General features: G+C 62.4%; 29 protein-coding genes and 1 other RNA gene. 6 read left to right on the forward strand and 24 right to left on the reverse strand.

What is annotated here, in order from left to right:
- Entirely contained in the window at positions 1-1,077 is a 1,077-nt protein-coding gene (locus U3648_RS00180; protein WP_420857242.1) for a Hint domain-containing protein, read from the reverse strand.
- An 11-nt stretch (positions 1,078-1,088) separates the two neighbouring features.
- On the reverse strand, positions 1,089-2,636 hold the full coding sequence (locus tag U3648_RS00185; RefSeq protein WP_420857243.1) for a Hint domain-containing protein: 1,548 nt from the start codon (positions 2,634-2,636) through the stop codon (positions 1,089-1,091).
- A gap of 320 nt (positions 2,637-2,956) precedes the next feature.
- On the opposite strand from U3648_RS00185, the gene dapE reads away from it, so the two are divergent.
- A complete protein-coding gene (gene dapE / locus U3648_RS00190; protein WP_420857244.1) occupies positions 2,957-4,108 on the forward strand; it encodes a succinyl-diaminopimelate desuccinylase in 1,152 nt (383 codons plus the stop codon).
- Here the strand turns inward: dapE and U3648_RS00195 are convergent.
- The 9 genes from U3648_RS00195 to rsfS form a co-directional block, all read right to left on the reverse strand.
- On the reverse strand, positions 4,105-4,722 hold the full coding sequence (locus U3648_RS00195) for a trimeric intracellular cation channel family protein (RefSeq protein WP_420857245.1): 618 nt from the start codon (positions 4,720-4,722) through the stop codon (positions 4,105-4,107). The genes dapE and U3648_RS00195 overlap by 4 nt on opposite strands.
- Complete coding sequence (gene rnhA / locus U3648_RS00200; protein WP_420857246.1) at positions 4,722-5,177, reverse strand: ribonuclease HI; 456 nt, start codon at positions 5,175-5,177, stop codon at positions 4,722-4,724. Before rnhA ends, U3648_RS00195 begins: the two co-directional genes overlap by 1 nt.
- A gap of 2 nt (positions 5,178-5,179) precedes the next feature.
- Positions 5,180-5,773: a class I SAM-dependent DNA methyltransferase gene (locus U3648_RS00205; protein WP_420857247.1), complete on the reverse strand. Its 594-nt coding sequence runs from the start codon at positions 5,771-5,773 to the stop codon at positions 5,180-5,182.
- Positions 5,773-6,222, reverse strand: a complete 450-nt coding sequence (locus U3648_RS00210; protein ID WP_420857248.1) for a DUF3429 domain-containing protein — start codon at positions 6,220-6,222, stop codon at positions 5,773-5,775. The genes U3648_RS00205 and U3648_RS00210 overlap by 1 nt, the downstream gene beginning before the upstream one ends.
- Positions 6,219-7,172 carry a 4-hydroxy-3-methylbut-2-enyl diphosphate reductase gene (gene ispH / locus U3648_RS00215; RefSeq protein ID WP_420857249.1) on the reverse strand — a complete coding sequence of 318 codons (954 nt, stop codon included), beginning with the start codon at positions 7,170-7,172 and terminating at the stop codon, positions 6,219-6,221. Before ispH ends, U3648_RS00210 begins: the two co-directional genes overlap by 4 nt.
- Positions 7,173-7,214: 42 nt before the next feature.
- The gene (locus U3648_RS00220; RefSeq protein ID WP_420857250.1) at positions 7,215-7,649 is read right to left on the reverse strand and encodes a PaaI family thioesterase; all 435 of its coding nucleotides are present in this window, start codon (positions 7,647-7,649) and stop codon (positions 7,215-7,217) included.
- Entirely contained in the window at positions 7,646-8,455 is an 810-nt protein-coding gene (locus U3648_RS00225) for a phytanoyl-CoA dioxygenase family protein (protein ID WP_420857251.1), read from the reverse strand. Before U3648_RS00225 ends, U3648_RS00220 begins: the two co-directional genes overlap by 4 nt.
- A 162-nt stretch (positions 8,456-8,617) precedes the next feature.
- Positions 8,618-9,088, reverse strand: coding sequence for a 23S rRNA (pseudouridine(1915)-N(3))-methyltransferase RlmH (gene rlmH / locus U3648_RS00230; protein ID WP_420857252.1), 471 nt, complete (start codon positions 9,086-9,088; stop codon positions 8,618-8,620).
- Positions 9,089-9,091: 3 nt separating this feature from the next.
- The gene (gene rsfS / locus U3648_RS00235; protein WP_420857253.1) at positions 9,092-9,454 is read right to left on the reverse strand and encodes a ribosome silencing factor; all 363 of its coding nucleotides are present in this window, start codon (positions 9,452-9,454) and stop codon (positions 9,092-9,094) included.
- A gap of 430 nt (positions 9,455-9,884) precedes the next feature.
- On the opposite strand from rsfS, the gene U3648_RS00240 reads away from it, so the two are divergent.
- Positions 9,885-11,405, forward strand: a complete 1,521-nt coding sequence (locus U3648_RS00240) for an ABC-F family ATP-binding cassette domain-containing protein (RefSeq protein WP_420857254.1) — start codon at positions 9,885-9,887, stop codon at positions 11,403-11,405.
- Here U3648_RS00240 and U3648_RS00245 read toward each other — a convergent pair.
- From U3648_RS00245 to U3648_RS00255, 3 genes are all read right to left on the reverse strand, one after another.
- Complete coding sequence (locus tag U3648_RS00245; RefSeq protein WP_420857255.1) at positions 11,402-12,190, reverse strand: exodeoxyribonuclease III; 789 nt, start codon at positions 12,188-12,190, stop codon at positions 11,402-11,404. The two genes, U3648_RS00240 and U3648_RS00245, sit on opposite strands and share 4 nt — an antisense overlap.
- A gap of 30 nt (positions 12,191-12,220) precedes the next feature.
- On the reverse strand, positions 12,221-13,336 hold the full coding sequence (locus U3648_RS00250; protein ID WP_420857256.1) for an aminotransferase class I/II-fold pyridoxal phosphate-dependent enzyme: 1,116 nt from the start codon (positions 13,334-13,336) through the stop codon (positions 12,221-12,223).
- Between the two features lie 227 nt (positions 13,337-13,563).
- Positions 13,564-14,250 (reverse strand): response regulator transcription factor, encoded by a 687-nt coding sequence (locus U3648_RS00255; protein WP_129682552.1) that lies wholly within the window; start codon positions 14,248-14,250, stop codon positions 13,564-13,566.
- Between the two features lie 163 nt (positions 14,251-14,413).
- Between U3648_RS00255 and ribA the strand changes: the two genes are divergently transcribed.
- Entirely contained in the window at positions 14,414-15,502 is a 1,089-nt protein-coding gene (gene ribA, locus U3648_RS00260; RefSeq protein WP_420857257.1) for a GTP cyclohydrolase II, read from the forward strand.
- Positions 15,503-15,781: 279 nt separating this feature from the next.
- On the opposite strand, the gene U3648_RS00265 is transcribed toward ribA, so the two are convergent.
- Together U3648_RS00265 and hemF are read right to left on the reverse strand one after the other, a co-directional pair.
- Positions 15,782-16,411 (reverse strand): LysE family translocator, encoded by a 630-nt coding sequence (locus tag U3648_RS00265; protein ID WP_420857258.1) that lies wholly within the window; start codon positions 16,409-16,411, stop codon positions 15,782-15,784.
- Positions 16,402-17,295 carry an oxygen-dependent coproporphyrinogen oxidase gene (gene hemF, locus U3648_RS00270; RefSeq protein ID WP_420857259.1) on the reverse strand — a complete coding sequence of 298 codons (894 nt, stop codon included), beginning with the start codon at positions 17,293-17,295 and terminating at the stop codon, positions 16,402-16,404. Before hemF ends, U3648_RS00265 begins: the two co-directional genes overlap by 10 nt.
- Positions 17,296-17,394: 99 nt before the next feature.
- On the opposite strand from hemF, the gene U3648_RS00275 reads away from it, so the two are divergent.
- Positions 17,395-17,784 carry a hypothetical protein gene (locus U3648_RS00275; RefSeq protein ID WP_420857260.1) on the forward strand — a complete coding sequence of 130 codons (390 nt, stop codon included), beginning with the start codon at positions 17,395-17,397 and terminating at the stop codon, positions 17,782-17,784.
- A 3-nt stretch (positions 17,785-17,787) separates the two neighbouring features.
- On the opposite strand, the gene U3648_RS00280 is transcribed toward U3648_RS00275, so the two are convergent.
- From U3648_RS00280 to U3648_RS00300, 5 genes are all read right to left on the reverse strand, one after another.
- A complete protein-coding gene (locus tag U3648_RS00280) occupies positions 17,788-18,138 on the reverse strand; it encodes a VOC family protein (protein WP_420857261.1) in 351 nt (116 codons plus the stop codon).
- Positions 18,135-18,884 carry a metallophosphoesterase family protein gene (locus U3648_RS00285; protein ID WP_420857262.1) on the reverse strand — a complete coding sequence of 250 codons (750 nt, stop codon included), beginning with the start codon at positions 18,882-18,884 and terminating at the stop codon, positions 18,135-18,137. The genes U3648_RS00280 and U3648_RS00285 overlap by 4 nt, the downstream gene beginning before the upstream one ends.
- An 82-nt stretch (positions 18,885-18,966) precedes the next feature.
- The gene (locus U3648_RS00290; RefSeq protein ID WP_420857263.1) at positions 18,967-19,578 is read right to left on the reverse strand and encodes a dimethylsulfonioproprionate lyase family protein; all 612 of its coding nucleotides are present in this window, start codon (positions 19,576-19,578) and stop codon (positions 18,967-18,969) included.
- 148 nt (positions 19,579-19,726) lie between these two features.
- Positions 19,727-21,322: a phosphoglycerate dehydrogenase gene (serA, locus tag U3648_RS00295; RefSeq protein WP_420857264.1), complete on the reverse strand. Its 1,596-nt coding sequence runs from the start codon at positions 21,320-21,322 to the stop codon at positions 19,727-19,729.
- A 91-nt stretch (positions 21,323-21,413) separates the two neighbouring features.
- Entirely contained in the window at positions 21,414-22,568 is a 1,155-nt protein-coding gene (locus tag U3648_RS00300) for a phosphoserine transaminase (protein WP_420857265.1), read from the reverse strand.
- A 194-nt stretch (positions 22,569-22,762) separates the two neighbouring features.
- On the opposite strand from U3648_RS00300, the gene U3648_RS00305 reads away from it, so the two are divergent.
- Together U3648_RS00305 and serB are read left to right on the forward strand one after the other, a co-directional pair.
- Positions 22,763-23,605, forward strand: coding sequence for a Stf0 family sulfotransferase (locus U3648_RS00305; protein ID WP_420857266.1), 843 nt, complete (start codon positions 22,763-22,765; stop codon positions 23,603-23,605).
- Between the two features lie 12 nt (positions 23,606-23,617).
- On the forward strand, positions 23,618-24,502 hold the full coding sequence (gene serB / locus U3648_RS00310) for a phosphoserine phosphatase SerB (protein ID WP_420857267.1): 885 nt from the start codon (positions 23,618-23,620) through the stop codon (positions 24,500-24,502).
- Here the strand turns inward: serB and rsgA are convergent.
- From rsgA to U3648_RS00325, 3 genes are all read right to left on the reverse strand, one after another.
- The gene (gene rsgA, locus U3648_RS00315; protein WP_420857268.1) at positions 24,499-25,521 is read right to left on the reverse strand and encodes a ribosome small subunit-dependent GTPase A; all 1,023 of its coding nucleotides are present in this window, start codon (positions 25,519-25,521) and stop codon (positions 24,499-24,501) included. The two genes, serB and rsgA, sit on opposite strands and share 4 nt — an antisense overlap.
- 141 nt (positions 25,522-25,662) lie before the next feature.
- Positions 25,663-25,759, reverse strand: an RNA gene (gene ffs / locus U3648_RS00320) — signal recognition particle sRNA small type.
- Between the two features lie 41 nt (positions 25,760-25,800).
- Positions 25,801-26,139 (reverse strand): hypothetical protein, encoded by a 339-nt coding sequence (locus tag U3648_RS00325; protein ID WP_420857269.1) that lies wholly within the window; start codon positions 26,137-26,139, stop codon positions 25,801-25,803.
- Between the last annotated feature and the right edge of the window lie 11 nt (positions 26,140-26,150).

Below are 26,150 nucleotides of genomic sequence, written 5' to 3' on the forward strand. Positions count from 1 at the left end.
CTAGCAAGCAAGCGTCAGGGCTTCGTAGTCGCGCAAGACCGTGATTTCCAGAGAGCCTTTGTGGGGCAGAAGCTCGGCTGGCATGTCCCGCAGAACCGAATGTGAACGCAGCCTCGGGTCTTTCAGGAACCGTGCAGGATCAAGACTTTCCAGGGCGGCCCCGCTGACCGGGAAGATCGAGTGTCGGTCAAGCACGAGTTGGTAATAACGCTGCACGAGCCTGTAGGGCCCCCGCAAGATGGCTTTGCCGTCGATCAGGTGCCGGACCGCTGTGCAGATCTGCTCTTGGCCAAACAAGTATTCAACCTTTGATCCTTTCATTCGAATCTTCTGATCGCAGGCCAGAACAAGGTCGTAGCGGAGCCCATAGTAGGGCTGGCGCACCGTCAGGGGCGCATGTCGACCACGCGCCGGCAAGACCTGTGAACCAACCCAGCGAACTTGTGCCTCTTCGCCGTCAGCGGTTCGGACCACCTGTCCCGACCGAACCATTTCTATCGGCACAGGACCGTCTGGGGTTTCTACGACAGACCCCGGTGCAATTGTGGCAACCGGCCCGATGGGTTCCACTTCGTCGGAAATCGCGAGGTAGGTCACTTCCGGCTGCACGAATGCGGTGGCTTCGGTCCCGGCGATCCGCATCACATCCCGATTGCATAGGGGGATCGGATTAGAGATCTCGGCAATCAGTGTTTCTTCCTTGTCTGGGAAATCAACCGCGACAAGCCCGGTCTTCATTGGCGCATCCCAGGAAAATGTGACCTGAATGGTGTCGCCCGGCATACGTTCGCCGATCTGGAGGCGAGTGCACTCCGACCGTTCTGCCTGCCCTTGCAGAAGGCTCAGGGTTCCGTCGGGATCGAGACATAGAATGAGGCTGCTCAACCACGGATCACGTGCAACATATCGCAACAGGTTCCGCCTGCCCTGATCCGGATCGAACAAAAACTCCAGTCGCACTGTGCCGCATGGAAGGAAGCTATCCGGATCACGCAGCGCACCGATTTCGCCGCCATGCTCCAACCCCTGTGGCCGGTAACTGGCTCCGTGCTTGTCTCTGAGTGCGATCCAACCCATTGCGCGTCAGCTCAGGCCACTTGGGCCCGGAGCTCTTCGAAAAGGACTTCCGCTTCGTAGGATTTCAGGATGCGCCGTGCCGCCGGACCATATCCTTCCCCTGTCTTCGGGTTGAGTTCAGGGAAGATACGGCAAATCTCCCTTAGGACGTCGGCGTCGAACATCTCTGACGTCTGGTTGCCCGGGAGGAAGCTCTCGGTGGCAAGTCCCTCCGAGTAGATGACTTCGTGCCGGTCAAACAGTAGATGAACATATTCGACCCTGTCACAGGGCGCACGCTTGACCGAACGGCTGTTGACGAGGTCCTTCGCCTTCACGAGCACCTCACCCTCCCCAAACAGCATCTCGGCAAGAAAATCGCGCACAAGTATACGGTGTTGAGGCGAAACGCGCAGGCAGCCATGGGGGCCAAAGGTCCCGGCCTTGATCCGGACCGGCGCCAACTCGCCCAGGCCGCTGACCTGTCGCCTCCCGATCCAGCGCAGCGGTTGCAGCCCATTGTCCACAGTTTGAACAAGTGTTCCCGGCTGAAGGGTCTCAACCGGGACATCACCCTCTGCGGTTCGGATCATCGTTCCGGCGACAAAGCATGGGATGGTTGTAACGCTTACAAAGCCGATATCGGTTTGGGCAATATTGCCAGCCGGATTAATTGCGGCAACCTCGTATGTGAAATGGACCGTGTCGTGATCGCTGTCGGTGACGATCTGAAAGGTTCCATCCGCGTTGAGCGTCACCTGTTGCCCACTGCCTAGGGTCACCGTGTCGCCCGCGCTCACTGCGATCCCGTTGATATGGGTGATCTGCAAGGTAAGACCGGTCATGTTCACATCATTGCCCAGAACGTCCAACGTGCCCGACGCTCCTTCCTGCAAGGTGATCTCATCTTCGATCGCCACAAGTGCGGTCTGCACCGAACCGGCGGCGATCAAGACATTCGAGTCATACGAACTGTCTGAAACGTCTGCGATTGCGATTCGGATCGAATTCACCTCTCCGGAGTTGACGGGCATGGTCAGCGTCATCGAGACGGTAAAACCGTCCATCTCTGTATTGTATTGGTCGTTGGTGTTGGAGTGATACAGGTTCGTATTGTCCGACTGGTTTACGCCACCGACCTGTGTCGGCCCTTCAGTCACCGACAACGGCACGTGTTCGCCATTTACCCAAACACCGAAGAAATCGTTGTAGATCGACGCTGAATACTCTGGGTATTCATCCGACGAGAAAACGAACTGAATCGTCATCACGTCGCCGTCCGGAATGAACTGGATGTCCAGATAGGACGCGTCATAGGTGCTTGTCCCGGCGATCGCGTTGAAGTCGGAAATGTTGTTGGCGCCACCTGTATTCGTCGATGTGCTGTTGCTCTGGTTCGACTGCCCCCATGAGTTGGTGAAAGACCGGACCTGACCGGTAGACAGGATAACGCCCGTATCGCCCGGTGTCGCCGTGGGCGAAAGGGCGTCGCCGTTCGAATAGATCCCGGAAGAGTAGTAGGAGCCCGAATAGGACGCGCCGACGACCTGAGTGCCAGTGCCAAAGATCGTTTGTGCCATTTCCAACGCGGATGCGTTTATATCATATGACAGTTCGCTTGCCTGAACCATTTACCGCCTCGACATTGTCGAGACAGCGCACGCACGCACCCAGGAAACGTGGGCGCTATATCTGGTAGCTGAACCTGCTCGTCACAGCCTATTGTGTGCTTGCCCTGCCTCGGGTCATTTATTGTCTTCATTTTAGCATCAATGCAGGGCGTGAGCACCACTTTTTGTTGTCCAATGAATCGGTGTTGCATCCGCATCCCAGCTCTGGTTGCCAGCCTTCATTGCATCCCGCTGGCTGTCGGGCTACGGGACAGACCAAGGAGACTGCCATGACTGACCGGATCGATCCCGTAGACCTCACCGCGCGGCTTGTCCGCTGCCCGTCTGTTACGCCGGACGAAGGCGGCGCGCTGGTCTTGCTGGAAAACCTTCTTGGCCCTGCAGGTTTCGAATGCACGCGGGTTGATCGGGGGGGCGTATCCAACCTGTTCGCCCGTTGGGGCCGCAAGGGCGCGAACCGGACGTTCGGGTTCAACGGACATACCGACGTGGTTCCGATCGGCAACCCCGACGACTGGACCGTTGATCCCTTCGGGGCGGAAATCCGCGATGGGTATCTTTGGGGTCGGGGCGCGACCGATATGAAATCCGGCGTCGCGGCGTTTGCTGCAGCCGCCATTGATTTCACCCGCGAAACCCCGCCCGACGGCGCCATTATTCTTGCCATTACCGGCGATGAGGAAGGGCCGGCACTGGACGGGACCACCGCGCTTCTGGACTGGATGGCAGAGGCAGGCGAGCGGATGACAGATTGCCTTGTCGGCGAACCCACCAGCCCAAACGAGATGGGCGAGGCGATGAAAATCGGCCGACGCGGGTCGATGACCGCGCGGTTCACTGTGACCGGCGTTCAGGGCCATTCTGCCTATCCTCACCGGGCCAAGAACCCCCTGCCGCCCCTTGCCCGTCTGATGGACCGGCTGGCCAGCCACAAGCTTGACGGGGGGTCAGACCATTTCGACCCGTCCAGCCTTGCCATTGTCACCATCGACACCGGCAACCCCGCCACCAACGTGATCCCCGCCAAGGGCACCGCCGCCGTCAACATCCGCTTCAACGACCTGCACAGCAGCCAAACCCTGACCGACTGGATGCAGGCCGAGGCCAATGCGGTCGCCACGGACTTCGACGTGAAAATCGCGATGGAGGTGAGCGTGTCCGGGGAAAGCTTCCTGACGCCGCCGGGCGACCTTTCCGATCTGATCGGCAAGGCGGTTCAGGCGGAGACCGGGCGCATGCCGGAAATGTCCACCTCGGGCGGCACATCCGATGCCCGCTTCGTCAAGGATCATTGCCCGGTGGTCGAATTCGGCCTGGTCGGCAAGACCATGCATCAGGTCGATGAACGGGTCAGCGTGGAGCAGATCCACCAGTTGAAAGCGATCTACGGCCGCATCCTTCGGGACTATTTCGCCGACTAGCTTCGGGGTGGGCGGGCCTTGTAGACCGGCAACCGCCACCCGAAGGCGAGGCTCCCCGACCGCAGCAGCAGCGTAACCGCTGCGCAAGCGATCAGTGCGACAGGTTCGGTCAGGCCAATTGACAGGGCCAGCATTGCTGCCCCCGCCCCGGCAAAGGCGCAGGTGACGTAAAGCTCTCCCTGTTTCAGAACCAGCGGCACCTCGTTACAGACGACATCCCGCAACAGCCCGCCGAAACACCCGGTCGACACCCCCATGATCAGGACGACGGTCGCCGGTTGCCCAAGATCCAACGCCACCCCGACCCCGGCCGGAACGGCCACCGCAAGGGCGCAGGCATCCAGCCAGGTCAGAACTCGCAGACGGCTTTCGAGCAAGTGTGCAAGGAAGAAGACGGCAACGGCGGGCACGACGGCGGCCCACAGGATGGACGGGTCCGCCACCCAGAACACCGCATGACGGTTCAGCAGAAGGTCGCGCAGGGTGCCGCCGCCGACGGCTGTCAGGCTGGCGACGAACAGGAACCCGATGATGTCCAGTTGGGCGCGACTGGCCACAAGGGCGCCGGTCAACGCGAAGATGAAGACCGAGGCGATATCGAGGAGGGCGATCATCATTTGCCCTTCGGCTTGAAAGGGGCCATGCCTTCGCGGGCCAATTCATCGGCCCGTTCGTTTTCCGGGTGTCCGGCGTGCCCCTTGACCCATTCCCACGTCACCCTGTGTCGTGCCTGCGCCGCATCCAGCCGCTGCCACAGATCGACATTCTTCAACCCGCCCTTCTTGGTCCAATTGTTCCGCTTCCAACCGTGGATCCACTTGGTGATCCCGTCTTTGACATAGGCGCTGTCGGTTACGATGGTGATGGTTGACGGACGGGCAAGCGTTTCAAGCGCGGTGATGGCGGCCAGAAGCTCCATCCGGTTATTGGTGGTTTCCGCCTCGCCACCACAGAGGGTGCGTTCCTTGACGATCTGCTCCCCGTCCTTGGCCAGCATCAGCACGCCCCAGCCACCGGGTCCGGGGTTCCCGGAACAGGCACCATCCGTGTAGGCGTAAAGATCCGGCATGATCAGCCTTTCCTGGACAGGCAGATGACAAAGGGATCGTCGCTTCCGGCCAGTCCTTTGCCGGTGCCCTCGCGGGTGCTGACCGCGGTGAACCCAGCGCTGCGCAACAGGTTGTGCAGTTCATCGACCGCGACATAGGTATAGGCGCGCCCGATCGGGTCGCGCGCCTCGCCCGTGCCCGTCTTCATCCCGATGTGGAACAGTCCGGCGGGTTTGAGGGCGTTATGGATGGCCGACAGGTGCCGTGGCAGGTCTGCGCGGGGCGCATGCAGCAGGCTGAAGTTGGCCCAGACCCCGTCGTATTCATCCGTTGCATCGACATCGTCGAAGGTGCCGACCCGTGCGCTAATGGCATGGGTCTCATTCGCAAGCGCCACCATTTCCGGGCTGGCATCCAACGGGTCCGGATCAAACCCCGCCGCCCGCATATGGGCCGAGGCTGTCGCGGGGCCGCAGCCAAGGTCCAGAACCCGCCCGCCCTTGGGCAAATGCCCCATGAACGCTAGAAGGTCGGCATCCGGCTCGCTTCCTGAAAACAGCCGGGCATAGTCCGCAGCCTGCCGCGCATAGACGTCGAGTGTTTGCCGATCCACCATCAGAGGACGGTTACGCCAAGGGAAAGAACCACAACCGCAGTCAGCCCGATCCGCAGGGACATCCACCAGCGCGGCGCCAGCCCCCAAAGGACGAAGAACCAATCAAGGATCAGCAACCCGATAAACCCGAAGATCAGGTTTGTTGCGGCTGCGACCGGCCCCCCGCCGACCATGAAGAAGGCCCAAAGCGCCGGAATGACCGATAGGGCATAGCCGGTCGCGGCACGTGCGCCCGATGCCTTGGTTGCAAAGCCCCACAATACGCCGGACATGAAGGCAAGGATCACCTGCCCATAGGCCAGACCGACATAGGGGCCGGTGAACCGCCCGCCCAAAGACGACAGGCTCCACTGCCCCAAGGCCGGGGACAGTTGCGTCAGCGCCCCCCAGACAAAGGGGATTAACCCAGCAAGGCCAAGGATCAGTGCCGAGAGCGGGATTCGGGTCATGCCGGCTCCCTCAAGACGCGGGGCACTTTGAATTCCACGTTCTCTTTCGCGGTTTCCACGATTTCGACAGTTACGTCGAACCGGTCGCGGAAGGCGTCGATAACTTCGTTGATAAGAACCTCGGGGGCCGAAGCCCCGGCGGTGATGCCAACCGACCTGATACCCTCCAGCGCGCGCCAGTCGATATTGTCTGCCCGCATGACCAGTTGCGCGTATTGGCAGCCCGCCCGCGCCGCGACCTCGACCAGTCGCTTGGAGTTGGAGGAATTCGGCGCACCAACGACCAAAAGCGCGTCACACTTCGGCGCGATGGCCTTGACCGCTTCCTGCCGGTTGGTGGTGGCATAGCAGATGTCTTCCTTATGCGGCCCGACGATGGCCGGAAACCGGGCCTGAAGGGCCGCCACGATATCCGCCGTGTCATCGACCGACAGGGTTGTCTGGGTGACATAGGCCAGTTGGGCCGGATCGCGCACCTGCACCCGCGCCACATCCTCGACCGTTTCGACCAAAAGCACCTCGCCGTCCGGCAGTTGCCCCATGGTCCCGATGGTTTCGGGATGACCGGCGTGGCCGATCATGATCATCTGAAGACCGTTTTCGGCGTGGCGGGCGGCCTCGATATGCACCTTGCTGACCAAGGGACAGGTCGCATCCACATAGATCATCTCGCGCCGCGCGGCCTCTGCCGGGATCGCCTTGGGCACGCCGTGGGCGGAGAAGATCACCGGCCGGTCGTCGGGACAGTCGTTCAATTCCTCGACAAAAACCGCGCCCTGATCCCGCAGACTGTCGACCACGAACTTGTTGTGGACAATCTCGTGACGGACATAGACCGGTGCGCCCCATTTCTGGATCGCCATTTCAACGATCTTGATGGCGCGGTCCACGCCCGCGCAGAACCCGCGCGGCGCGGCAAGGTAGAGTGTCAGGGACGGTTTCTGTGTCATGTGCGTTAGGTAATCTGACCGGCCCATCAGGTCCAGCCCGTGTCAGCCCCGATCCACCGGAATCATCGTGCCTTGAAGCATGGCGACATGCCGCCGCCCAACTTTGGGATCGTCGGCCCAGACATCGGCCGCGACCACAACCAACCGCCGCCCGGGGCGGATCACCCGCCCCTCGGCGATCAGGCGGCCTGTGCCCGGCGCCAGAAGATTGATCTTCATTTCGACCGTCATGACCTCTGCCCCTTCAGGCATCATAGTCAAAGCGGAATACCCCGCAGCACTATCACCGATAGAAAAAATCAAACCAGCATGTGAATAGCCCTGCTGCTGGGTCAACGTGGCAGTTACCTCTGCACTAATCGTCACCGCGCCCTGCGTCACGGAATCGAGCCTTGCGCCAAGGGTGGTCATCATCGCCTGCGCCGCGAAACTCGCCCGGACCTTGGCGTCGATGACGGGGTCCAGCGGGGCCGTCATAGCCCCGCCCGACGATCCAGCAGAACCGGGAACCAGTCTTCGCGCAACCGCTGGCCCGGCTGCATGTCATGACCCGGGAACGGTGGCGACGTGCGGCCCGGACGTTCGACATAGCGGGCATCGTCCCCGACCAGCCGCAATGAAAACGCACGCCGCCGGTTGGCATGTTCGTTACCGCGGGCACCATGCAGGATCTTGTAGTTGAAGGCCACGGCGTCGCCGGGCTCCATCTCCCATTCCAGCACCTTCATCCCTTCGGCGTCGGGGTCCGGCACGGGCATATAGGCCTCGGGATCGGGATAAAAATCCGTATCGGCCAGCCAGCGTTTGGGCAGCACCGGCTTGTCCCACCGGTGCGATCCGGCCACGCAGCGCAGCGATGCCTCTTTCACCGGATCAAGCGGCGACCAGAAACTGACGGTCTGCTCCCCATCGACGAAGTAATAGGGGCCGTCCTGATGCCATGGGGTCGGCTTTGAGGTGCCCGGCTCCTTGACCAGCACGTGGTCATGGAACATCTGCACGCTCTCCGACTGCATCAGATCCGCCGCGACCTCGGCTACGGGCGAGGTCCGGATCACCTGTTCGAACTCGGGGATGCGGGTCCAGTTACAGTAGTCGTCAAAGAACCGGCCTGGCTCGCCCGGTTTCAGGTTCTCGGCGGCATAGGGGCCGGGGTCTGCCATATTCCTGTCGATCCCGGCGCGCAGGGTGTCCACGTGGTCCTTCCAGAGGCCGCGGATCAGGACCACGCCGTCGCGCTGATAAGTTTCGATATCTGAGGGGGACAAAAGGGGGTGCGCCATGGTCGGACCTTTCTGATTGCCCGGCCACTCTTGCCGAAACCAGACACGGGTTCCAGCCCCGAAGCGTTTCGATTTGACCTTGAATCGGCCGTTCGCTGCCTTTCGCCTGCGGCTCAAACGCGAACGCCGATACAGGGTGACTCACTAGAAAGTCGAAGCGCTTTAGACGCGGTGGTATGGCGCCCCGGCAAGAATAGAGGCCGCGCGATACAGCTGTTCGGTCAACATCACCCGAACCAGCATGTGCGGCCAGACCATCTTGCCAAAGGACAGCGCCGCATCCGCCTTGGCCCGGAAAACCGGGTCGATTCCGTCTGCCCCGCCGATGACAAAAGCCACGTCCTGCCGCCCGGTGTCCCGCCAGCCTGCGAGCATGTCGGCGAATTGCGGAGAGCTTTGAACCTTGCCACGTTCGTCCAGAATGCAGATCAACGCCCCGTTCGGAACGGCCTTTTCCAACAGCGCCGCCTCGGCCGGCATTCCGCCGCCCTTCTTGTCCTCGACCTCGATCACCTGCGCCGGGCCAAGCCCAAGCGCCCGGCCGGTCCGGTCAAATCGTGTCAGGTAATCATCGACAAGGTCGCGTTCCGGGCCCGCCCGAAGGCGGCCCACAACGACAAGATGGACCCGCATGGCCTAGCGGGCCTTGGTGGCGTCCGTTGCCGGAAGCCACATCTTCTCCAGCTGATAGAATTCGCGCACTTCGGGGCGGAAGACATGGACGATCACATCGCCCGCGTCGATCAGCACCCAGTCGCCGACGTCGCCGCCTTCGGTCTTGCACAGAATCCCAAGCGTGGATTTCAGACGTTCGGCCAGCTTGTCCGCGATGGACGACACCTGACGGCTGGACCGCCCGGATGCGATGACCATGTAGTCCGCGATCGTCGATTTCCCGCGCAGCGGAATCTCCACGATGTCTTCGGCCTTGTCGTCGTCAAGAGAGGCAAGCACGGCAGCGAGAGTCGCTTCGCTGGTGGCCTGAGGTGTGGCGGTCATATCGACCCCGCCCGGCTGGACGGCATTCGCCGCCAATGGTTCAAGAGACAGAACATTGTCCTCCTGCGTGGCGCGCCGTCAGCGGGCCCCGGCGCTGGGCCTGTCAAAAAGGTAGCAACGGACAGGTGTCAAATCAATGAACAGCCCGAAGACAGGCCATTTCACGCAAAACGCGCGTGGCTGCAAGCACACAATTGCATGGGGGGATTGTCAGGCCCGGCCTGTGGAAGTAGCGTTTCGGCATCTGTCACATCAACCGCAGGAGGGTCGTGGCCATGGCAAAGCGTTTTCACGATCGGACCCGCGGTCCTGTCGCTGCCCTGCAAATCCGTTTGCAGGGCTGACCTTCGGGACACATCCTTCCCCCTCTGGTCGGCCTTTCGGGCCCGGTGCGACTCCGCGCCCAACCCCATGATATGACAGGACCGATATGACTTTGCTGAACACCCGCGCCCTTTCGCTGACCCTTGGGCAATCTCTATTCACCGGACTGGACCTGACCATCGCCAAGGGCGATCGGATCGGGCTGGTTGCTGCCAATGGCCGGGGTAAGACGACCCTTTTGCGCTGCCTTGCCGGGCTGGTCGACCCGACCGAAGGCGATATCACCCGCGCGCGCGGGCTTCGGGTCGGGCTGGTGGATCAGAACCCGCCCGCAGACCTGCTGGCCCACACATTCTACGATGCCGTGCTGAACGCCCTTCCCGAAGATCAGGCCGACTATGAAAGCTGGCGGGTCGATATCGTCCTTGATGACCTTGCCGTTCCCGCAGACTTGCGCGACCGCCCGCTGTCGGGGCTTTCGGGCGGTTGGCAGCGCGTCGCCCTTCTGGCGAGAGTCTGGGTGACGGAACCGGATCTGCTGTTGATGGACGAACCGACCAACCACCTTGACCTTGGCCGGGTCGGGTTCCTGCAACGCTGGCTGACGACCGTTGCCCGCGACACGCCCTGCCTGATCGCCAGCCACGACCGCGCCTTTCTGGACGAGGTGACAAACCGCACTCTGTTTTTGCGCGCCGAAGGGTCGCGCCAGTTCGCCCTGCCCTTCACGCCGGCCCGTGCCGCGCTTGATGAGGCCGACGCGGCAGACGGTCGCCGGTTTGAAAACGAAATGAAGAAGGCCGACCAGTTGCGGCGGCAGGCGGCCAAGCTGAAGAACATCGGGATCAACTCCGGCTCGGACCTGCTGGTGAACAAGACCAAGCAGTTGAAAGACCGCGCCGAAAAGATCGAGGCCGCTGCCCGCCCCGCGTATCAGGACCGATCCGCCGGGGCGATCCGCCTGACGAACTCCGACACGCACGCCAAGGCCCTGCTGGCGTTCGAGGAAACAGTGATCACGGCGCCTGACGGCACGGTCCTGTTCCAGACGCCGAAGATCTGGATCAACAAGGGCGACCGGGTGGTTCTTCTGGGCCGGAACGGGGCCGGGAAGACCCAGCTGGTGCGCCGGGTCCATGCCGCATTTGCGTCAGAGGACCCGGATATCCGGGCCGCCGCGACAGCGATCCTTGGCTATTCCGACCAGTCCGTCAGCCAGCTGGACGGCTATACCACCCCGATGGAGGCCGTGACCCATGCCTTCGACGTGGGCGACCAGCGGGCGCGGGCCCTTCTGGCGGGGGCCGGGATGAACGTGGACTTGCAGAATGCGAAACTATCGGCCCTGTCAGGCGGTCAGAAGTCCCGGCTGGCCATGCTGATCCTGCGTCTGACCAACCCAAACTTCTACCTGTTGGACGAACCGACAAACCACCTTGATATCGAAGGGCAAGAGGCGCTTGAGGACGAGTTGCAGGCTCATGAGGCAAGCTGCCTTCTGGTCAGCCACGACCGGACCTTCGTGCGCAATGTCGGCACAAGGTTCTGGGAAATTCAGCGCAAGCGGCTGGTCGAGGTCGACAGCCCCGAAGCCTTTCTTACCGAACAATTGGCCGATAGCGCCTAAAGGTCGAAGGTCGCGAAAACCGGGGCGTGGTCGCTGGGCTGCTCCCACCCCCGGGCATCGCGCAGGACGCGGCTGGAATGGGCCGCGTTCACGATGTCGGGCGTGGCCCAGACATGATCCAGCCGGCGGCCCTTGTCGGCGGCATCCCAATCCTTGGCCCGGTAGGACCACCAGCTATACAACAGGCCCTCGGGGATATCCTTGCGGGTCACATCGACCCAACCGCCTGCATCCTGCGTGGCGGCAAGGTGATCCACTTCGATCGGGGTATGGCTGACGATCTTCAGAAGCTTCTTGTGGTCCCAAACATCATCTTCGCGCGGGGCGATGTTCAGATCGCCGACCAGAATCGCCTTTTCCGGGCGATTGGCGTGAAAATGGTCCCGCATCTCGGTCAGGTAGTCGAGCTTTTGGCCGAATTTCTCGTTCACCTCGCGGTCGGGAACATCGCCCCCAGCGGGCACATAGAAATTGTGGACGGTCACCCCGTTTTCCAACCGTCCGGCGATATGGCGGGCGTGGCCAAGCGCCGCGAAATCCTCGCCCCCTGCTTCGACCATCGGGATCTTCGACAGGATCGCGACGCCGTTATATCCCTTCTGCCCGCGCGCAACCATGTGGTGGTAGCCCAGCGCCTGAAACTGATCGAGCGGGATCTTTTCGACCGGGCTCTTGCATTCTTGCAGGCACAGGACATCCGGCCCCTCTTCCGCCATCAGCTTGGCGACCAGCCCTTCACGCAGGCGAACCGAATTGATGTTCCAGGTGGCAAGGGTGAAGGGCATTGGGGACTCCTGTTCGTGATCCGGCGCAGACTAGCGGGATGCCAGCCAGTCCGCCACCCGCGGCAGCCCCGAAGTCAGGTTTTCTGTCGCATTCCCGAACCCGACCCGAACCGTGCCTTCCATCCCCATGACAGAGCCGGGCGTGAACATGACCCCGGTGTCGCGGATCAGCGCCTCGCACAGGTCATAGGACGGCATGTCCAGATCGTAGGACAGAAGGGTTGTCGTCCCCCCGGTTGGCTCAACAAAATCAACGCCCGGTGTCGCGGCCACCCAATCGGACAGGATCGACAGGTTGGTTCGTGTGATCGCCCGGCTTCGATCAAGGATCAGGTCGGCATTTTCCAGCGCCATCGTGGCGAAATAGTCGTCGATCACACCCACGCTGATCGTCGTGTAGTCGCGATGTATCTCCACCGCCTGCATCAGATCACGCGGCCCCACGATCCAGCCCAGCCGCAGCCCTGCCAACGAAAACGCCTTGGAGGTGGAGCCGGTGCTGATCCCTTTTTCGTAGAGGTCCGCGATGGAGGGTCCGGCGGTATCGCTGTGCTGCTCTGTGCCGCGATAGACTTCGTCGCATAGCACCCAAGCCCCATTGGCGCGGGCGATCTCTGCAATCCGGGTCAGCCCCTCCTGCCCGATTACGGCCCCGGTGGGGTTGTTGGGGTTAGTCAGGGAAATCAACGTCGCGCCCTGCGCCTGATCCGCCAGCCTGTCCAGATCGGGAAGGTATCCATCCTCGGCCCGAAGCAGCAGGCAGCGCACTTCTGCCCCAATGCTTTCGGGAATCGCCGTGTGCTGCTGATAGGTCGGGGTGATCGACACCACCACATCCCCTGCACTGACAAGGGTTTGATAGATCAGATGGTTCGCCCCGATTGTCCCGTGGGTGATCATCACAGTGTCGGGCGTTTGCCGCGCGTAAAGGCCGGCAACAGCCGCCCGCAGCTGGGGAGACCCGGTAATGTCGCCATAGGTCATTTTCAGGGCCGACATCTCGGCGGGCATCACCTGACTCCGGCCCGCCATCTGCATCAATTCTTTAAGGGTCAGCGAGGCGACGCAGGTTTCCGCGAGGTTGATCTCGCACCGTGTCTCCCACTTGTTCATCCACTGTTCGACGCCGAAGGGTTCGATCTGCATCCTGCTCTCCTGCTGTTCAAGGTCGGGCCTTTATTCCAGCACGGAGCAGCACCCTGAATACCAGGAAGTCTACTAGGGCATCTTGCGGAAAAGAAGCCCCGTCCCCCAGAAAAAAGCCCCGGCGGGAGAGCCGGGGCAAAAAGTCCAACAGGGAGGTGATGAGCGGACCCACCACCGGGGGACGGAATGGTATTACCCCCGGCGATGCGCCCTGTATTTGACCCAGATCAAGCGACCAGCCGATAGCCACCGCTTTCAGTGACCAGCAGGCGCGCATTGGAGGGATCGGGTTCGATTTTCTGCCGCAGCCGGTAGATATGCGTCTCGAGCGTGTGGGTGGTTACCCCGGCGTTATAGCCCCAAACCTCATGCAGCAGCACATCACGGGCAACCACGCCGTCAGACGCCCGGTACAGGAACTTGAGAATGTTGGTTTCCTTCTCGGTCAGGCGCACCTTCTTGTCGTCTTCCGTCACCAGCATCTTCTGGGCGGGCTTGAAGGTGTAGGGCCCAAGCTGGAACACCGCATCCTCGGATTGTTCGTGGGTCCGTAGCTGCGCCCGGATACGGGCCAGAAGCACCGGGAACTTGAAGGGCTTGGTGATGTAGTCATTTGCGCCCGCATCAAGACCAAGGATCGTGTCGCTGTCCGTGTCGTGACCGGTCAGCATGAGGATCGGGCATTTGACCCCCTGCTTGCGCATCAGCTTGCACAGCTCCCGGCCATCGGTATCCGGCAGGCCGACATCGAGAATCACCAGATCATAGAGCGCCTCCTTGGCCTTCTTCATGGCCTCGGACCCGGACCCGGCCTCGAACACGTCGAAATCCTCGGTCATGATCAGCTGTTCGCCCAGCGCCTCGCGCAAGTCTTCATCGTCATCGACAAGAAGGATCTTCTTCAACTGTGCCATCTTGGCCTCCGTTCACGTCTGTCCTCACGGATTTGTGGCAGCTCTGCCAAGCCGGCAAGGATTATGACACCTCATTCACGCGCTCGTGTCGGATTTGCCGGGAAATGTTTCAATCCGAAACCGAAACCGCTATCTGGAAGTGGAAACGACAAGGGCCCGGACGATGGGATTTACCCCGGATATCACCGAACGGCTGGCACGCGCCCGATCCGACCTGCGGATGGGGGTGCCCGTTGTGCTGGATGCCGAGGGGGCGGTGGGCGCGCTTGTTCTGTCCGCCGAAACCGTCGACGCGGTCCGCCTTGCGGACCTTCGCGCCCTGTCGGGGACGGCGACCCTTGCGATCACCAACTGGCGCGCCGAAACCCTCAAGGCGCGGGCCTATGACGGGGATATTGCCCGGCTGGTCGTTCCACACGACGCGACCCTGTCATGGGTTCGGGCCATTGCCGATCCGGCGGATGACTTGCGCGCACCGATGAAGGGACCGCTGCAGACCCAACGTGATGGCGATGCCGACATGCACCGCGCCGCGATCGCCCTGTGCAAGGCGGCGCGCCTTCTTCCCGCCGCGCTGGTGCTTGACCTGCCGAATCCGGTGGCCTTCGCCCTTGAACATGACCTGACGCGCGTCCCCGCCAAAGCCGCCCTATACCCCGGACTTGCCGCCCATGATCCCATCATCGCAGCCCGCCTGCCGATGGAAGCGTCCGAGGCCGGCCGCCTCCACATTTTTCGCCCGCAAGACGGGGCCGAAGAGCATTACGCGATAGAGATCGGACAGCCGGACCGCTCAAAGCCGGTTCTCGCCCGGCTTCACTCGGCCTGTTTCACCGGCGATGTGCTGGGCAGCCTCAAATGCGATTGCGGCCCGCAACTCCGCGGCGCACTGGCGCAGATGGGGGCAGAGGGTGCGGGTGTTCTTCTTTACCTCAATCAGGAGGGGCGGGGAATCGGGCTGGCCAACAAGATGCGGGCCTATTCGCTTCAGGATCAGGGGTTCGATACGGTCGAAGCCAACCACCGGCTGGGGTTCGAGGACGACGAACGCGACTTCCGGATCGGGGCAGAGATTTTGCGCCGAATGGGGTTCGGGGCGGTCCGCCTGCTCACCAACAACCCACGCAAGGTCGCCCGGATGGAAGAAAGCGGCATCACGGTCACCGAACGGGTGCCCCTGAAGGTTGGAGAGAACCGGCACAACCATCACTACCTAGCCACAAAGGCCCGGAAATCGGGGCATCTGTTCTAGCGAATTTCGACGTAGCGCCGACGCACCAGAACCAACGTTCGCGTCCGAGCCTGCCACGCCAAAGGCGGCCATGCGGGACCTAGCGGTCATTCACGGGCCCGGGCCGCATAGCACCGAAGGTGCCGGCCCATCGCCGGACCGCCTACGGGGCTGGCGATGGGCCGCTTGCCAAACGTCGGGCTTGGGCTCGAAGCAACCTTCTGACGGCTTCATTCAGGTCTGCCTTGTAGGTATTCGTTGCCCTGCTCTTGATGGGGAATCCGTGTTCGACGGCCATTATCAGGCGGTTTTCCACGCGAACCAGATCGCGACCCCGGCCAGCGCGAGCGCAAGCGTGCGGCGTACAATCCCGCTGCGCCGAGGGTCCTCCAGCAGCACACGCGCCGTTCCGGCAAGCAAGACAATTGCCGCGTGAATGCCTGTTGCGACCGCGACATAAATCGTGGACAGGGTCAGCGTCTGCGCGGTGACATTGGCAGTGGTCACAGTAAACCCCGGCAGAACGGCTATGTAGAAGACCGCGGCCTTGGGGTTCAGCAGATTGGTGATCAGCCCTCGACGGAAATACCGCGCCAGCGTCGATCCCAATGGCGCGTGTTCGATATCCTCGTCCGCGCCGCGCCAGCCGTCCCATGCCAGCCATAGCAGGTAGATCACCCCGCCCCAACGCAAGGCCTGATAGAGCAGGTCCGAAGATGAAATGATCGCGGCCAGCCCCAGTGCGGCGGCAAGTCCGACCAACCCGAGCCCAAGCGCCACGCCCGCAACGGCGGACATCCCGGGCTTGCGCCCCTCGGTCGCGGCGACCAGCGCAAGGTAGGCCATGTTCGGCCCCGGCGTCAGTTCGATCAGCGCCGAGGTCAGGGCGAAGGCCCCAACAGTTGCGAGCGGCAGCCCTGCTAGATCCATTTGGCCAACGGCGGCAGCGACATCAGAACCGCATTCGCGTCATGCCCTGTCGCCAACCCGAATTTCGTGCCCCGGTCGTAGACAAGGTTATATTCGGCATAAAGACCGCGATGAACCAGCTGGGTCTCCTTGTCGGCCTCGGACCAGGGGGTATTTCGCCGCCGTTCCGTGACCGGCACAAATGCGGGCAGGAAGGCGCGGCCAATGTCCTGCGTCAGCGCGAAATCCTTTGCCCAGTCACCGGTGCAGTGGTCATCCATGAAGATGCCGCCAACGCCACGGGCGCGGCCCCGGTGCGGGATATAGAAATATTCGTCGGCCCAGTCCTTCAGGCGGGGGTAAAGCTCGGCCCCATGCGGGTCGAGGTGCTGTTTCTGGACCGCATGGAAATGCGCGGTGTCCTCGTCGTATTCGATGCAAGGGTTCAGGTCAGACCCACCCCCGAACCACCACGCGCCGGGGGTCCAGAACATGCGGGTGTTCATGTGCACCGCAGGGGTATGCGGGTTCTGCATATGCGCGACCAGCGAAATGCCAGAGGCCCAGAATCGCGGGTCGGCCTCGATCCCCGGTACGCCACGGGCGGCCATTGCCTGCTGCGCGGCCTTGCCAAGGGTGCCATAGACGGTGGACACATTGACCCCAACCTTTTCGAACACCCGGCCGCCGCGCATCACGCTCATCAGCCCGCCGCCCGCGTCGGACCCGTCGTCGCTGGCCCGTTTGGTTTCCGTCACCTCGAACCGGCCCGCGGGCAGGTCCGCGAACGGGCCTTCGGACTGGCTGTCCTCCAGCGCCTCGAAGGCCGCCACGATGTCATCTCGAAGCTGTCGGAACCAATTGGAAGCGGTCGCCTTTTCGGTCTGCATCGCGGTCTCGGTCATGGTCGGCTGTCCTTGATATTGTATAACCACGCCCTCTAGCATTCATTGGGGCAGGCTTCCACTGCCCGGTGGTCGCAGTTGCTGTCTCGGAGAGTTCCCATGCGTAAGACCCTTTTGATCCTGCCTGTTCTTGGCATCCTTGCCGCCTGCGCCACCCCGCGCGAGGCTTGTATCAACGATGCGCGCCGCCAAGTGGCTCTTCTGGATCAGCAAATTACAACGACACAGGGCAACATCAGCCGCGGCTATGCGATTGCCACGGTGCAGGACGTGCGGGTGGTGAACGACGTTTGTCAGGGCACGAATGAGGACGGATCGACCTTCAGCTTCCCCTGCCAAAAGACTCGCGTCTTTGACCGGCAGGAACCTGTGGCGATCAACGTGGCCGAGGAACGGGCAAAGCTGGCCGACCTGCAATCGCGGCGGGCCGCCGCCGAACGGGTTGCACAGGCCACCATCCAGCAGTGCATCGCCACCCATCCGGAATAGGGTTCAGGTAAACTCGACCCGATTGCCAAAGGGGTCGTCGGTGAAGAACCGCCGGCGATCTATCAGGGACGTATCCCACCTGACCTCGTGCCCCTCTGTGACAAGCCTTGTGGCGATTGCGTCAAGGTCAGGCACCCGGAAACAGGGGTGCGCCTTGCGCGCTGGGCTAAACGGTTCTTCCACGCCAAGGTGCAGGTCGACCTCTCCCGCCCGCAGCCAAAGCCCACCCCGACCGGCCAAGGCTTCGGGTTTCGGAAGCTCAGTCATGCCAAGGATACCGACCCAGAAGGCGCGCGCGTCGTCCTCTCTGCCCTTTGGAATGGCAAGCTGCGTGTGATCGTAGGTCCAGTTCATTCCGCGCGGGGCCACAGAAGCGATCGCCCAGTTTCATGAACCGTGTGCCAATCGTCCCCGTCGAAATGCACAGGCACCAGCGGACGGCCATAGCCCGCCCCGCCGTCGATGTTGATCCGGTTGCCGTGGTGGGCCGGTTCGTCCAGCGCGGTATGTCCGTGGACGATCATGGTGCCGTGATCGCGCGTATCGTCCAGCCATCCGTTGCGAATCCAGATCAGGTCATCTTCAGCCTGATCGACCATCTCGATACCAGGGCGAATGCCCGCATGGACAAAGATTGCCGCCTCGGTCCGGTGCCACAGCGGACGGCTTTCCAGAAAATCGAGGTGGGTTTCGGGGACCTTGGCACGAGCTTCTTTCGCAATCTCGTCGACAAGGCCGGGGTCGCGGATTTCAGCGTCGGCATCGGGCAGGGTCACCCCGTAGGACCGCAGCGTATCGCGGCCACCCAGAGCGGGATGGAGCCAGCCCTTGCCCGATGCGATCTGCGGGTCGTCGATGACCCCGTCACGGACAAAGCGGGTGAACATCCGGTCATGGTTGCCCCGCAGGACGGTCCAGTTCCGGCCCGCCTCAACGCCTGCGATCAGGGCGTCGATCACGCCGCGTGTATCCGGGCCACGGTCGGTATAATCGCCGACAAAGACCACCTCTGCCCCGGTGCCGCCATCTGTATGGATCAGCGCAAGTGCGCGGTCCATCTGTGTCTTCTGTCCGTGGATGTCGCCGACTGCGTAGATCATGGGGTCCGCCTTTCGGGGCCGGAATAGCACGCGTCAGACGGGTGGGGAACGCCCTCCGGATCAAGGCAGCCTTGCAGTGAGGTCAGGCCTGCGCCTCGACCTGCGGGTCCGGCAGGAACCGATAGGAATGGGTGTTGATGTCACCGCTCCACCGCCAAAGCGCGACAAAGCCTTCGGGGCCGGTGCGGAACGCGTGCGGCATCAGAGATGGATGGTGGATCATGTCGCCCGCTGGCCGGTGCCGGGTGTCGTCCCCTGCGGTCCAGAGGGCGGACCCCGCGAGGATCACATAGGTTTCATCCGCGTCGTGATTGTGCAGGCCGTAGTAGCTGTTCGGCGCCATATAGACGAGGCCGAGCCGGTGATCGGGGCAGGGAATCGGGCCGTCCGGACCCATCAGCGTCGCAACAGCGATGATGGCGGCGGCTGCGGCAGTCATCTGGTCCTGTACCGGGTTCACGCTCCAGTCGATCAGGTCATGGGTGGCAAGCGCGGCCCGTGCGGCCGGATGGTCCGACCCGGCCAGACAGGTCCGGATACCCAGGTCAAAGGCACAGGCTGACGGGGTGACGGGCATGTCGATGGCGGTCTGGGTCAGCGCGTTGGCGGCCGTTGCGCCTTCCGAACGTCCTTCGGCGCGGTAGACAGCGGCAAGCTCGTCCAGAAGGGCGGTAAATCGGGGTTGATAGGCCATGTCGCCCTCCGGCAACTCAATGCCTGAGGGTTGCGCGAGCGGGCGGCGCGGTCTGACACTGTCACGACATCGGCGGGTCGAAAACGGGAAGCCTGAAAACGACACGAGCCGCCCGGTCTGGGCGGCTCGGTCAGGGGTATCGGGTGGATCAGGCCACGTCGAAGGTCAGCGGCTTGATCTGCCGAAACATGCCCGTCGATTCCAACTTGGCGATGACCGGGGCCGGAACCGGATCGTCGACGTAGAGAAGCGCGATCGCCTCGCCATTCCGGGCGGCGCGGCCAAGGGTAAAGTTGGCGATGTTGACGCCGTTCTCGCCCATGGTCTGACCAAGGGTGCCGATGATGCCCGGCACGTCCTCGTTGGTCGTGTACAGCATGTTCGCGCCGACCTCGGCATCGATGTTGATGCCCTTGATCTGGATGAAGCGCGGCTTGCCATCGCTGAACACTGTGCCCGCGATAGAGCGTTCCCGTTCGGCGGTGACAACCGTGACCTTCACATAGCCCTCGAAAGCGCCGGACTGGTCCTGCTTGGTCGTGGAAATCTGGACGCCGCGTTCCTTGGCCATGACCGGGGCCGACACCATGTTCGTGTCCGGGTTCGTCTTCTTCATGATCCCGGCGATGGTCGCGGCGGTCAGGGCCTTGAGGTTCATCTCGGAGGCTTCACCGTCAAACAGGATGTTGATCGCCTTGATCGGCTCGTCCGTCATCTGGCCGATGAAGTTGCCCAGATGGCCCGAGAGCTTGATCCATGGGCCCATGACCTTGGCCTCTTCGGCGGTGACGGAGGGCATGTTCAGCGCGTTTTGCACCGCGCCCGTCAGCAGGTAGTCGGCCATCTGCTCGGCGACCTGAAGGGCGACGTTTTCCTGCGCCTCGGTCGTGGCCGCGCCAAGGTGCGGGGTGCAAACCACGTTGGGCAGGTTGAACAGCGGGTTTTCCTTGGCCGGTTCCTCCGCAAAGACGTCGAAGGCGGCGGCGGCGACATGGCCCGACTTCAGCAGGTCGGCAAGGGCGGCTTCGTCCACCAGACCACCACGGGCGCAGTTGACGACGCGAACGCCCTTCTTGGTCTTTTCAAGGTTCTCACGGCTGAGGATGTTGCGGGTCTGGTCGGTCAGCGGCACGTGCAGGGTGATGAAATCGGCCCGCTTCAGCAACTCTTCCAGATCCACCTTTTCCACGCCGATTTCGGTGGCGCGCTCCTCGGACAGGAAGGGGTCGTAGGCGACGACCTTCATCTTCAGACCAAGGGCGCGGTTGCAGACGATCGACCCGATGTTGCCCGCACCGATCACGCCAAGGGTCTTGCCGGTCAACTCGACCCCCATGAATTTCGATTTTTCCCATTTGCCAGCATGGGTCGAGGCGCTGGCCTCGGGAATCTGGCGGGCGGCGGCGAACATCATCGCGATGGCATGTTCGGCGGTGGTGATCATGTTGCCGAAGGGGGTGTTCATCACGATGATCCCCTTCTTCGATGCCTCAGGGATATCGACGTTGTCGACCCCGATCCCGGCGCGGCCGATGACCTTGAGATTGTCGGCGGCGGCGATGATCTTTTCGGTCACCTTCGTGGCCGAACGGATGGCAAGGCCGTCATATTGGCCGATGACTTCAAGAAGCTTGTCCTTGTCCTTGCCAAGTTCGGGCTGGAAATCGACGTCAATGCCACGATCACGGAAGATCTGGACGGCGGCTTCGGACAGCTTGTCGGAAATAAGTACGCGGGGGGCCATGTCTGGTCCTTTCATTGGGCGGGGGTGGGTTGAAACCCACCTTACGGTTCAGGGGTATGGGGGTAGGGTGGGCCAAGGCCCACCTTACGCATCATGCAGCGTCGGACAGCGCTTCGATCTCGGCGGCAAAGGCCCATTCGAGCCAGGGCAGCATCGCCTCGATATCGGCAGTTTCCACGGTGGCACCACACCAGATCCGCAGACCGGCGGGAGCGTCGCGGTAGGCGCCGATATCCAACGCGATGTTTTCCGCCTCCAGCCGCTTGGCAACCGCCTTGGCAAAGGCCGCGCCATCGGTGATCCGATCGTCGGTGAACTTCAGGCAGACGCTGGTATTGGACCGGGTGGCCTTGTCATTGGCAAGGTTGGCGATCCAGTCGCGGCTGGCGCAGAAATTCCAGACGGCGCGGGCGTTCGCATCGGCCCGGTGGATCAAGGCGTCCAGCCCGCCGATGGACTTGGCCCATTTCAGCGCGAACAGGTAGTCCTCGACCGCCAGCATCGACGGGGTGTTGATGGTCTCGCCGCGGAAGATACCTTCGATCAGCTTTCCACCCTTCGTCATGCGGAAGATCTTCGGCATGGGCCAGGCGGGGGTATAGCTTTCGAGCCGTTCAACGGCACGAGGGCTGAGGATCAGCATACCGTGGGCCGCTTCACCGCCCATAACTTTCTGCCAGGAGAAGGTCACCACATCCAGCTTGTCCCAGGGCAGATCCTGCGCAAAGGCGGCGCTGGTTGCGTCGCAGATGGTCAGACCCTTGCGGTCCGACGGGATTACTTCGCCCGACGGCACACGCACGCCCGAGGTGGTGCCGTTCCAGGTGAAGACCACATCGTTGTCGTAGTTGAGCGACGACATATCGACGATATCGCCATAGTCGGCGGTGTGGGCTGTCGCCTCGATCTTGAGCTGCTTGACCACATCGGTGACCCAGCCAGCCCCAAAGCTTTCCCAAGCGACCATTTCCACAGGCCGTTCACCCAGAAGCGACCACATCGCCATTTCGACGGCGCCGGTATCCGAGGCCGGAACGATGCCGATCCGGTAGTCAGACGGAACCCCAAGGATTTCAGCGGTCAGGTCGATCGCCTCTTTCAGCTTGGCCTTGCCGACTGCGGCACGGTGCGACCGGCCCAGTGGGGCGTCACCAAGCGCGGCAAGATTCCATGTGGGGGGTTTGGTGCAGGGGCCAGAAGAAAAGCGCGGATTTTCCGGGCGCGCAGCCGGTTTGGTCAAAGCCATTATCTGATACCCTCTCAGATATTCGCCCCTCGTTGGGGAGGGGTGTCCCAAGGCCGGAGATACGGGGGGCAGAGGGCTTTCACAACGGGCAAAATGCGGCTAGACCGCCGGTTGAGGTGCGAAATGCGACCCTTGGCGACTACGATCGGAAACTTGCATCCGCATCCGGGAAGGCGGGACACGGCGTGAATTGGGTGTTGAAGAAACTGACCGAGTCGCTGTCGGACCCGTTCCGGGATATTCCGCAAAAGCCCGACTACCACGCCCAGATTCTTGCCATGCCAGCGCCGGAACGCCGCTATGCCATGTTCTTTACGCCGCGCAGTGGATCGTCTCGTCTGACGGAACTTGCCGATCAGACAAAGGTGCTTGGCCGACCGGGAGAAATCTTCAATCCCGCCCTCCTTCCCAAGATCGCCGGGCATTACGGCGCAAAGAATATGGGCGACTATGTTGACCTTCTGAGCCGGGCCCGGAACCACGGGGGGACATTCGGGTGCCAGATCACTTATTCGCAGATCCTGTCGCGGTTCCGAACAGGACATAGGTTCCTCGTCGCGACGGACCCCACCCACGTCATGTGGTTGTGCCGGGAGGATATCGTTGCGCAGGCAGTGTCGATCAGCCGTATGCGGCAGACCCGGCTGGGCCACGCGACCGCAGCAACGGCAGCGATCGAAGCAGATGCAGAGGCGCTGTTTGTCTACGATCCGCGTGCGATCCGGCGGATCATCCGGTTTCTGCGCTGGATGGAAACCCGGACAGAGGCGCTGTTTCACCGAAAAGGGCTGCAACCGCTGCGGCTGAGTTATGAACAGTGTATCGCCCACCCGCCGACAACCGTCCTTGCGGCAATGGCCGGGCATCTGGGGGTTGATCTGGACCCCGACGTCGAAATCGTCGAAAAGCACCGGAAATTGTCCGGAAGCAAAGGACGCAGTTTCGCCGAGCAATTCCGGGCCGAGAACGCCGATTTTGTCGCTCGCGTGGAACGGCAGCGGGCCCCGATGCTTGCGCGCCTCACCGACCTGGGCTGAAGAAAGAACACAATGACCCATTCGCATATCGTCACCCTGCTGACCAACCCCGCCAATCCCGCACTCGACCCCGCGTTGGTCGAGGCCCTGCGCAACGCCTGGGGCGGTGGCGAAGCGCGCTGGCTTTCCGTGGACGAAGCTGCGGAATTTGGTGTTCCGCAAGTTCCCGGCAATGCCGAGGAGATCTGGGCCAGTCTTCAGGATCAGCGGGTGGACCTTGTGATCCTGCCCGCCGAAGGGCGGCGCAAGAAGATGCTTCTGGCGGATATGGACAGCACCATGATCCAGCAGGAATGCATCGATGAATTGGCCGCCGAGGCGGGTGTCGGCCCACGCGTGGCCGAGATCACGGCCCGGGCCATGAATGGCGAGTTGGACTTCGAAGGGGCGCTGATCGAACGGGTCGGTCTTTTGGCCGGGTTGGATGAGGCGATCATCGACCATGTTCTGAAAACCCGGATCACCCATATGCCGGGCGGGCGGGCGCTCTTGGCGACGATGAAGGCGGACGGCGCCTATGCGGCGCTGGTGTCGGGTGGGTTCACATCCTTCACCGCAAGGGTGGCGGCGGACCTTGGGTTCGACGAAAACCGCGCCAACACGCTGCTGACCGAAAACGGCAAGCTGACGGGCAAGGTCGGAATGCCGATCCTTGGGCGCGAGGCCAAGGTGCAGGCCTTGGAAGAGATCACCGCCCGTCTCGGACTGTCAGAAGCCGATGTGCTTGCCGTGGGGGATGGGGCCAATGATCTGGGGATGCTGACACGCGCGGGCACGGGCGTTGCCCTGCACGCCAAACCCAGCGTGCAGGCCCAATGCGATGTGCGGATCAATCACGGCGACCTGACGGCCCTTTTGTATGTTCAGGGCTATACCAAGAGCGACTTCGCGGCCTAGCGCCGCTTCGCCTCTCCCCGCGCCTTGCCGGTCTTGTAGAGCTTGTTCAGCTTGCGATAGCGGGCGCGGGATTCGGCGACGGTTTCCGTGTTGTACTGGTCTTCGCGAGCCAGTTTCTGCCAGCGTTCGTATCGCGCCTCATCCAGACTCCCTGCGTCGATTGCCGCGCGGATGGCGCATCCCGGTTCGGTATCATGCTGGCAGTCGCTGAACCGGCACTCCAGCGCCAGATCGGCAATATCGGCGAAGACCGCGTCGATCCCTTCGGCGGCCTCGGTCAGGCGCAGTTCGCGCATCCCGGGCGTGTCGATCAGCCACCCGCCGAACAAGGTCGGGCGGAGCGCGCGGGATGTCGTAGTATGCCGCCCCTTGGCATCATCTTCTCGAATGCCCTGGGTAGCGTCCTCTATCCCGGTCAGACAATTCTGAATCGTGGTCTTGCCAACCCCGGACGATCCGACAAGGGCCAGCGTCTGGCCATCCTTGCACCATGGCACAAGGCGTTTCACCTCCTCCGGGTCGCGGGCGTCGATGGCCAAGGCGGTCACAAGGGGCGACAGCGCCTCGGACCGGCGGACATAGTCGGCGGGGTCTTCTGCCTCGTCGGCCTTGGTCAGGATAATCAGCGGCAGGCAGCCCGCGGCGGCCGCCATGGCAAGGTAGCGTTCCAGCCGCGCCGGGTTGAAATCGGCGTTGCAGCTGGTGACGATCCCCAGCGTATCGACATTTGCGGCGATCAGCTGGCCCTTGACCTCGTGCCCGGCGGCGCGGCGCTGGATCAGCGTGGACCGGTCCAGCAGAGCGGTGGCGCGGCCGCCCTCGGACAAGACCCAGTCACCAACGGCATAGGCGCCGGTTTCCATCGGAGTCACCAGGGTCACCGGCCCATCGGGGCCAAGCCCCTCGACATCGCGCCGGTTGATCGCAGTCAGTCGCACGGGGGTTGCGGTTTCGTCAGCGTCAAGCTGACGGGCGAAATGGGTCGACCATCCAAGGTCGGAAAGGGAAAATCGGGTCAATTCGGAAAGCCCTTGAACGTGTGAGGATTGGCTGTGCGGACACAGCGATGGTCACATCGGGCGGCGCGGGTCACTTCGACGGCGCGGCCCGGAGGCAGGTCACATTCTCCATGATCGTCCTCCGTCCAATTGGCGTTTCTAGGTGAGAGGCTGGACAGCGACCCAAGCGGGGCTCGTTGCGGCTGCTTCCTTCCGGACCTGACCGGGTTGGCGAGGCGCTCGCCCGCGCCAACCTCTCGACTTTGCATATAGGGCCGGACCGCGCGTGGCGCAACCCGGCTAGCGGCGAAGGCCAGAGGGGCAGAACAACTGGGTGAATGCGGCGTAGCAGCTGGCGCTTCTGCCGTAGCCGGCGACATCGACCTGGGCAAAGAGTTTGTGGTCAAGATAGTCGACCGAAATACCCAACCGGGCCAGATCGGCACAGGCCGCCGCATCCGCCTTGCACGCCTGAAACAACAGCGCGGCAACCGGGTCATTGATGTCGTCAAGGCTGCCTGCCTCGATTTCGTCGCGGATCATGGTCCCGATCGCGGTTTCGACGGCATCCGGTCCCGGACGTGTCAGTGCGGCAGCGGAAATAGTCACAAGGACAAGGAATACGATAAGGCGAAACACGGTCGAGCCCC

Origin of the sequence: Marivivens marinus (assembly GCF_035969385.1) — a bacterium.
GTDB lineage: Bacteria > Pseudomonadota > Alphaproteobacteria > Rhodobacterales > Rhodobacteraceae > SELP01.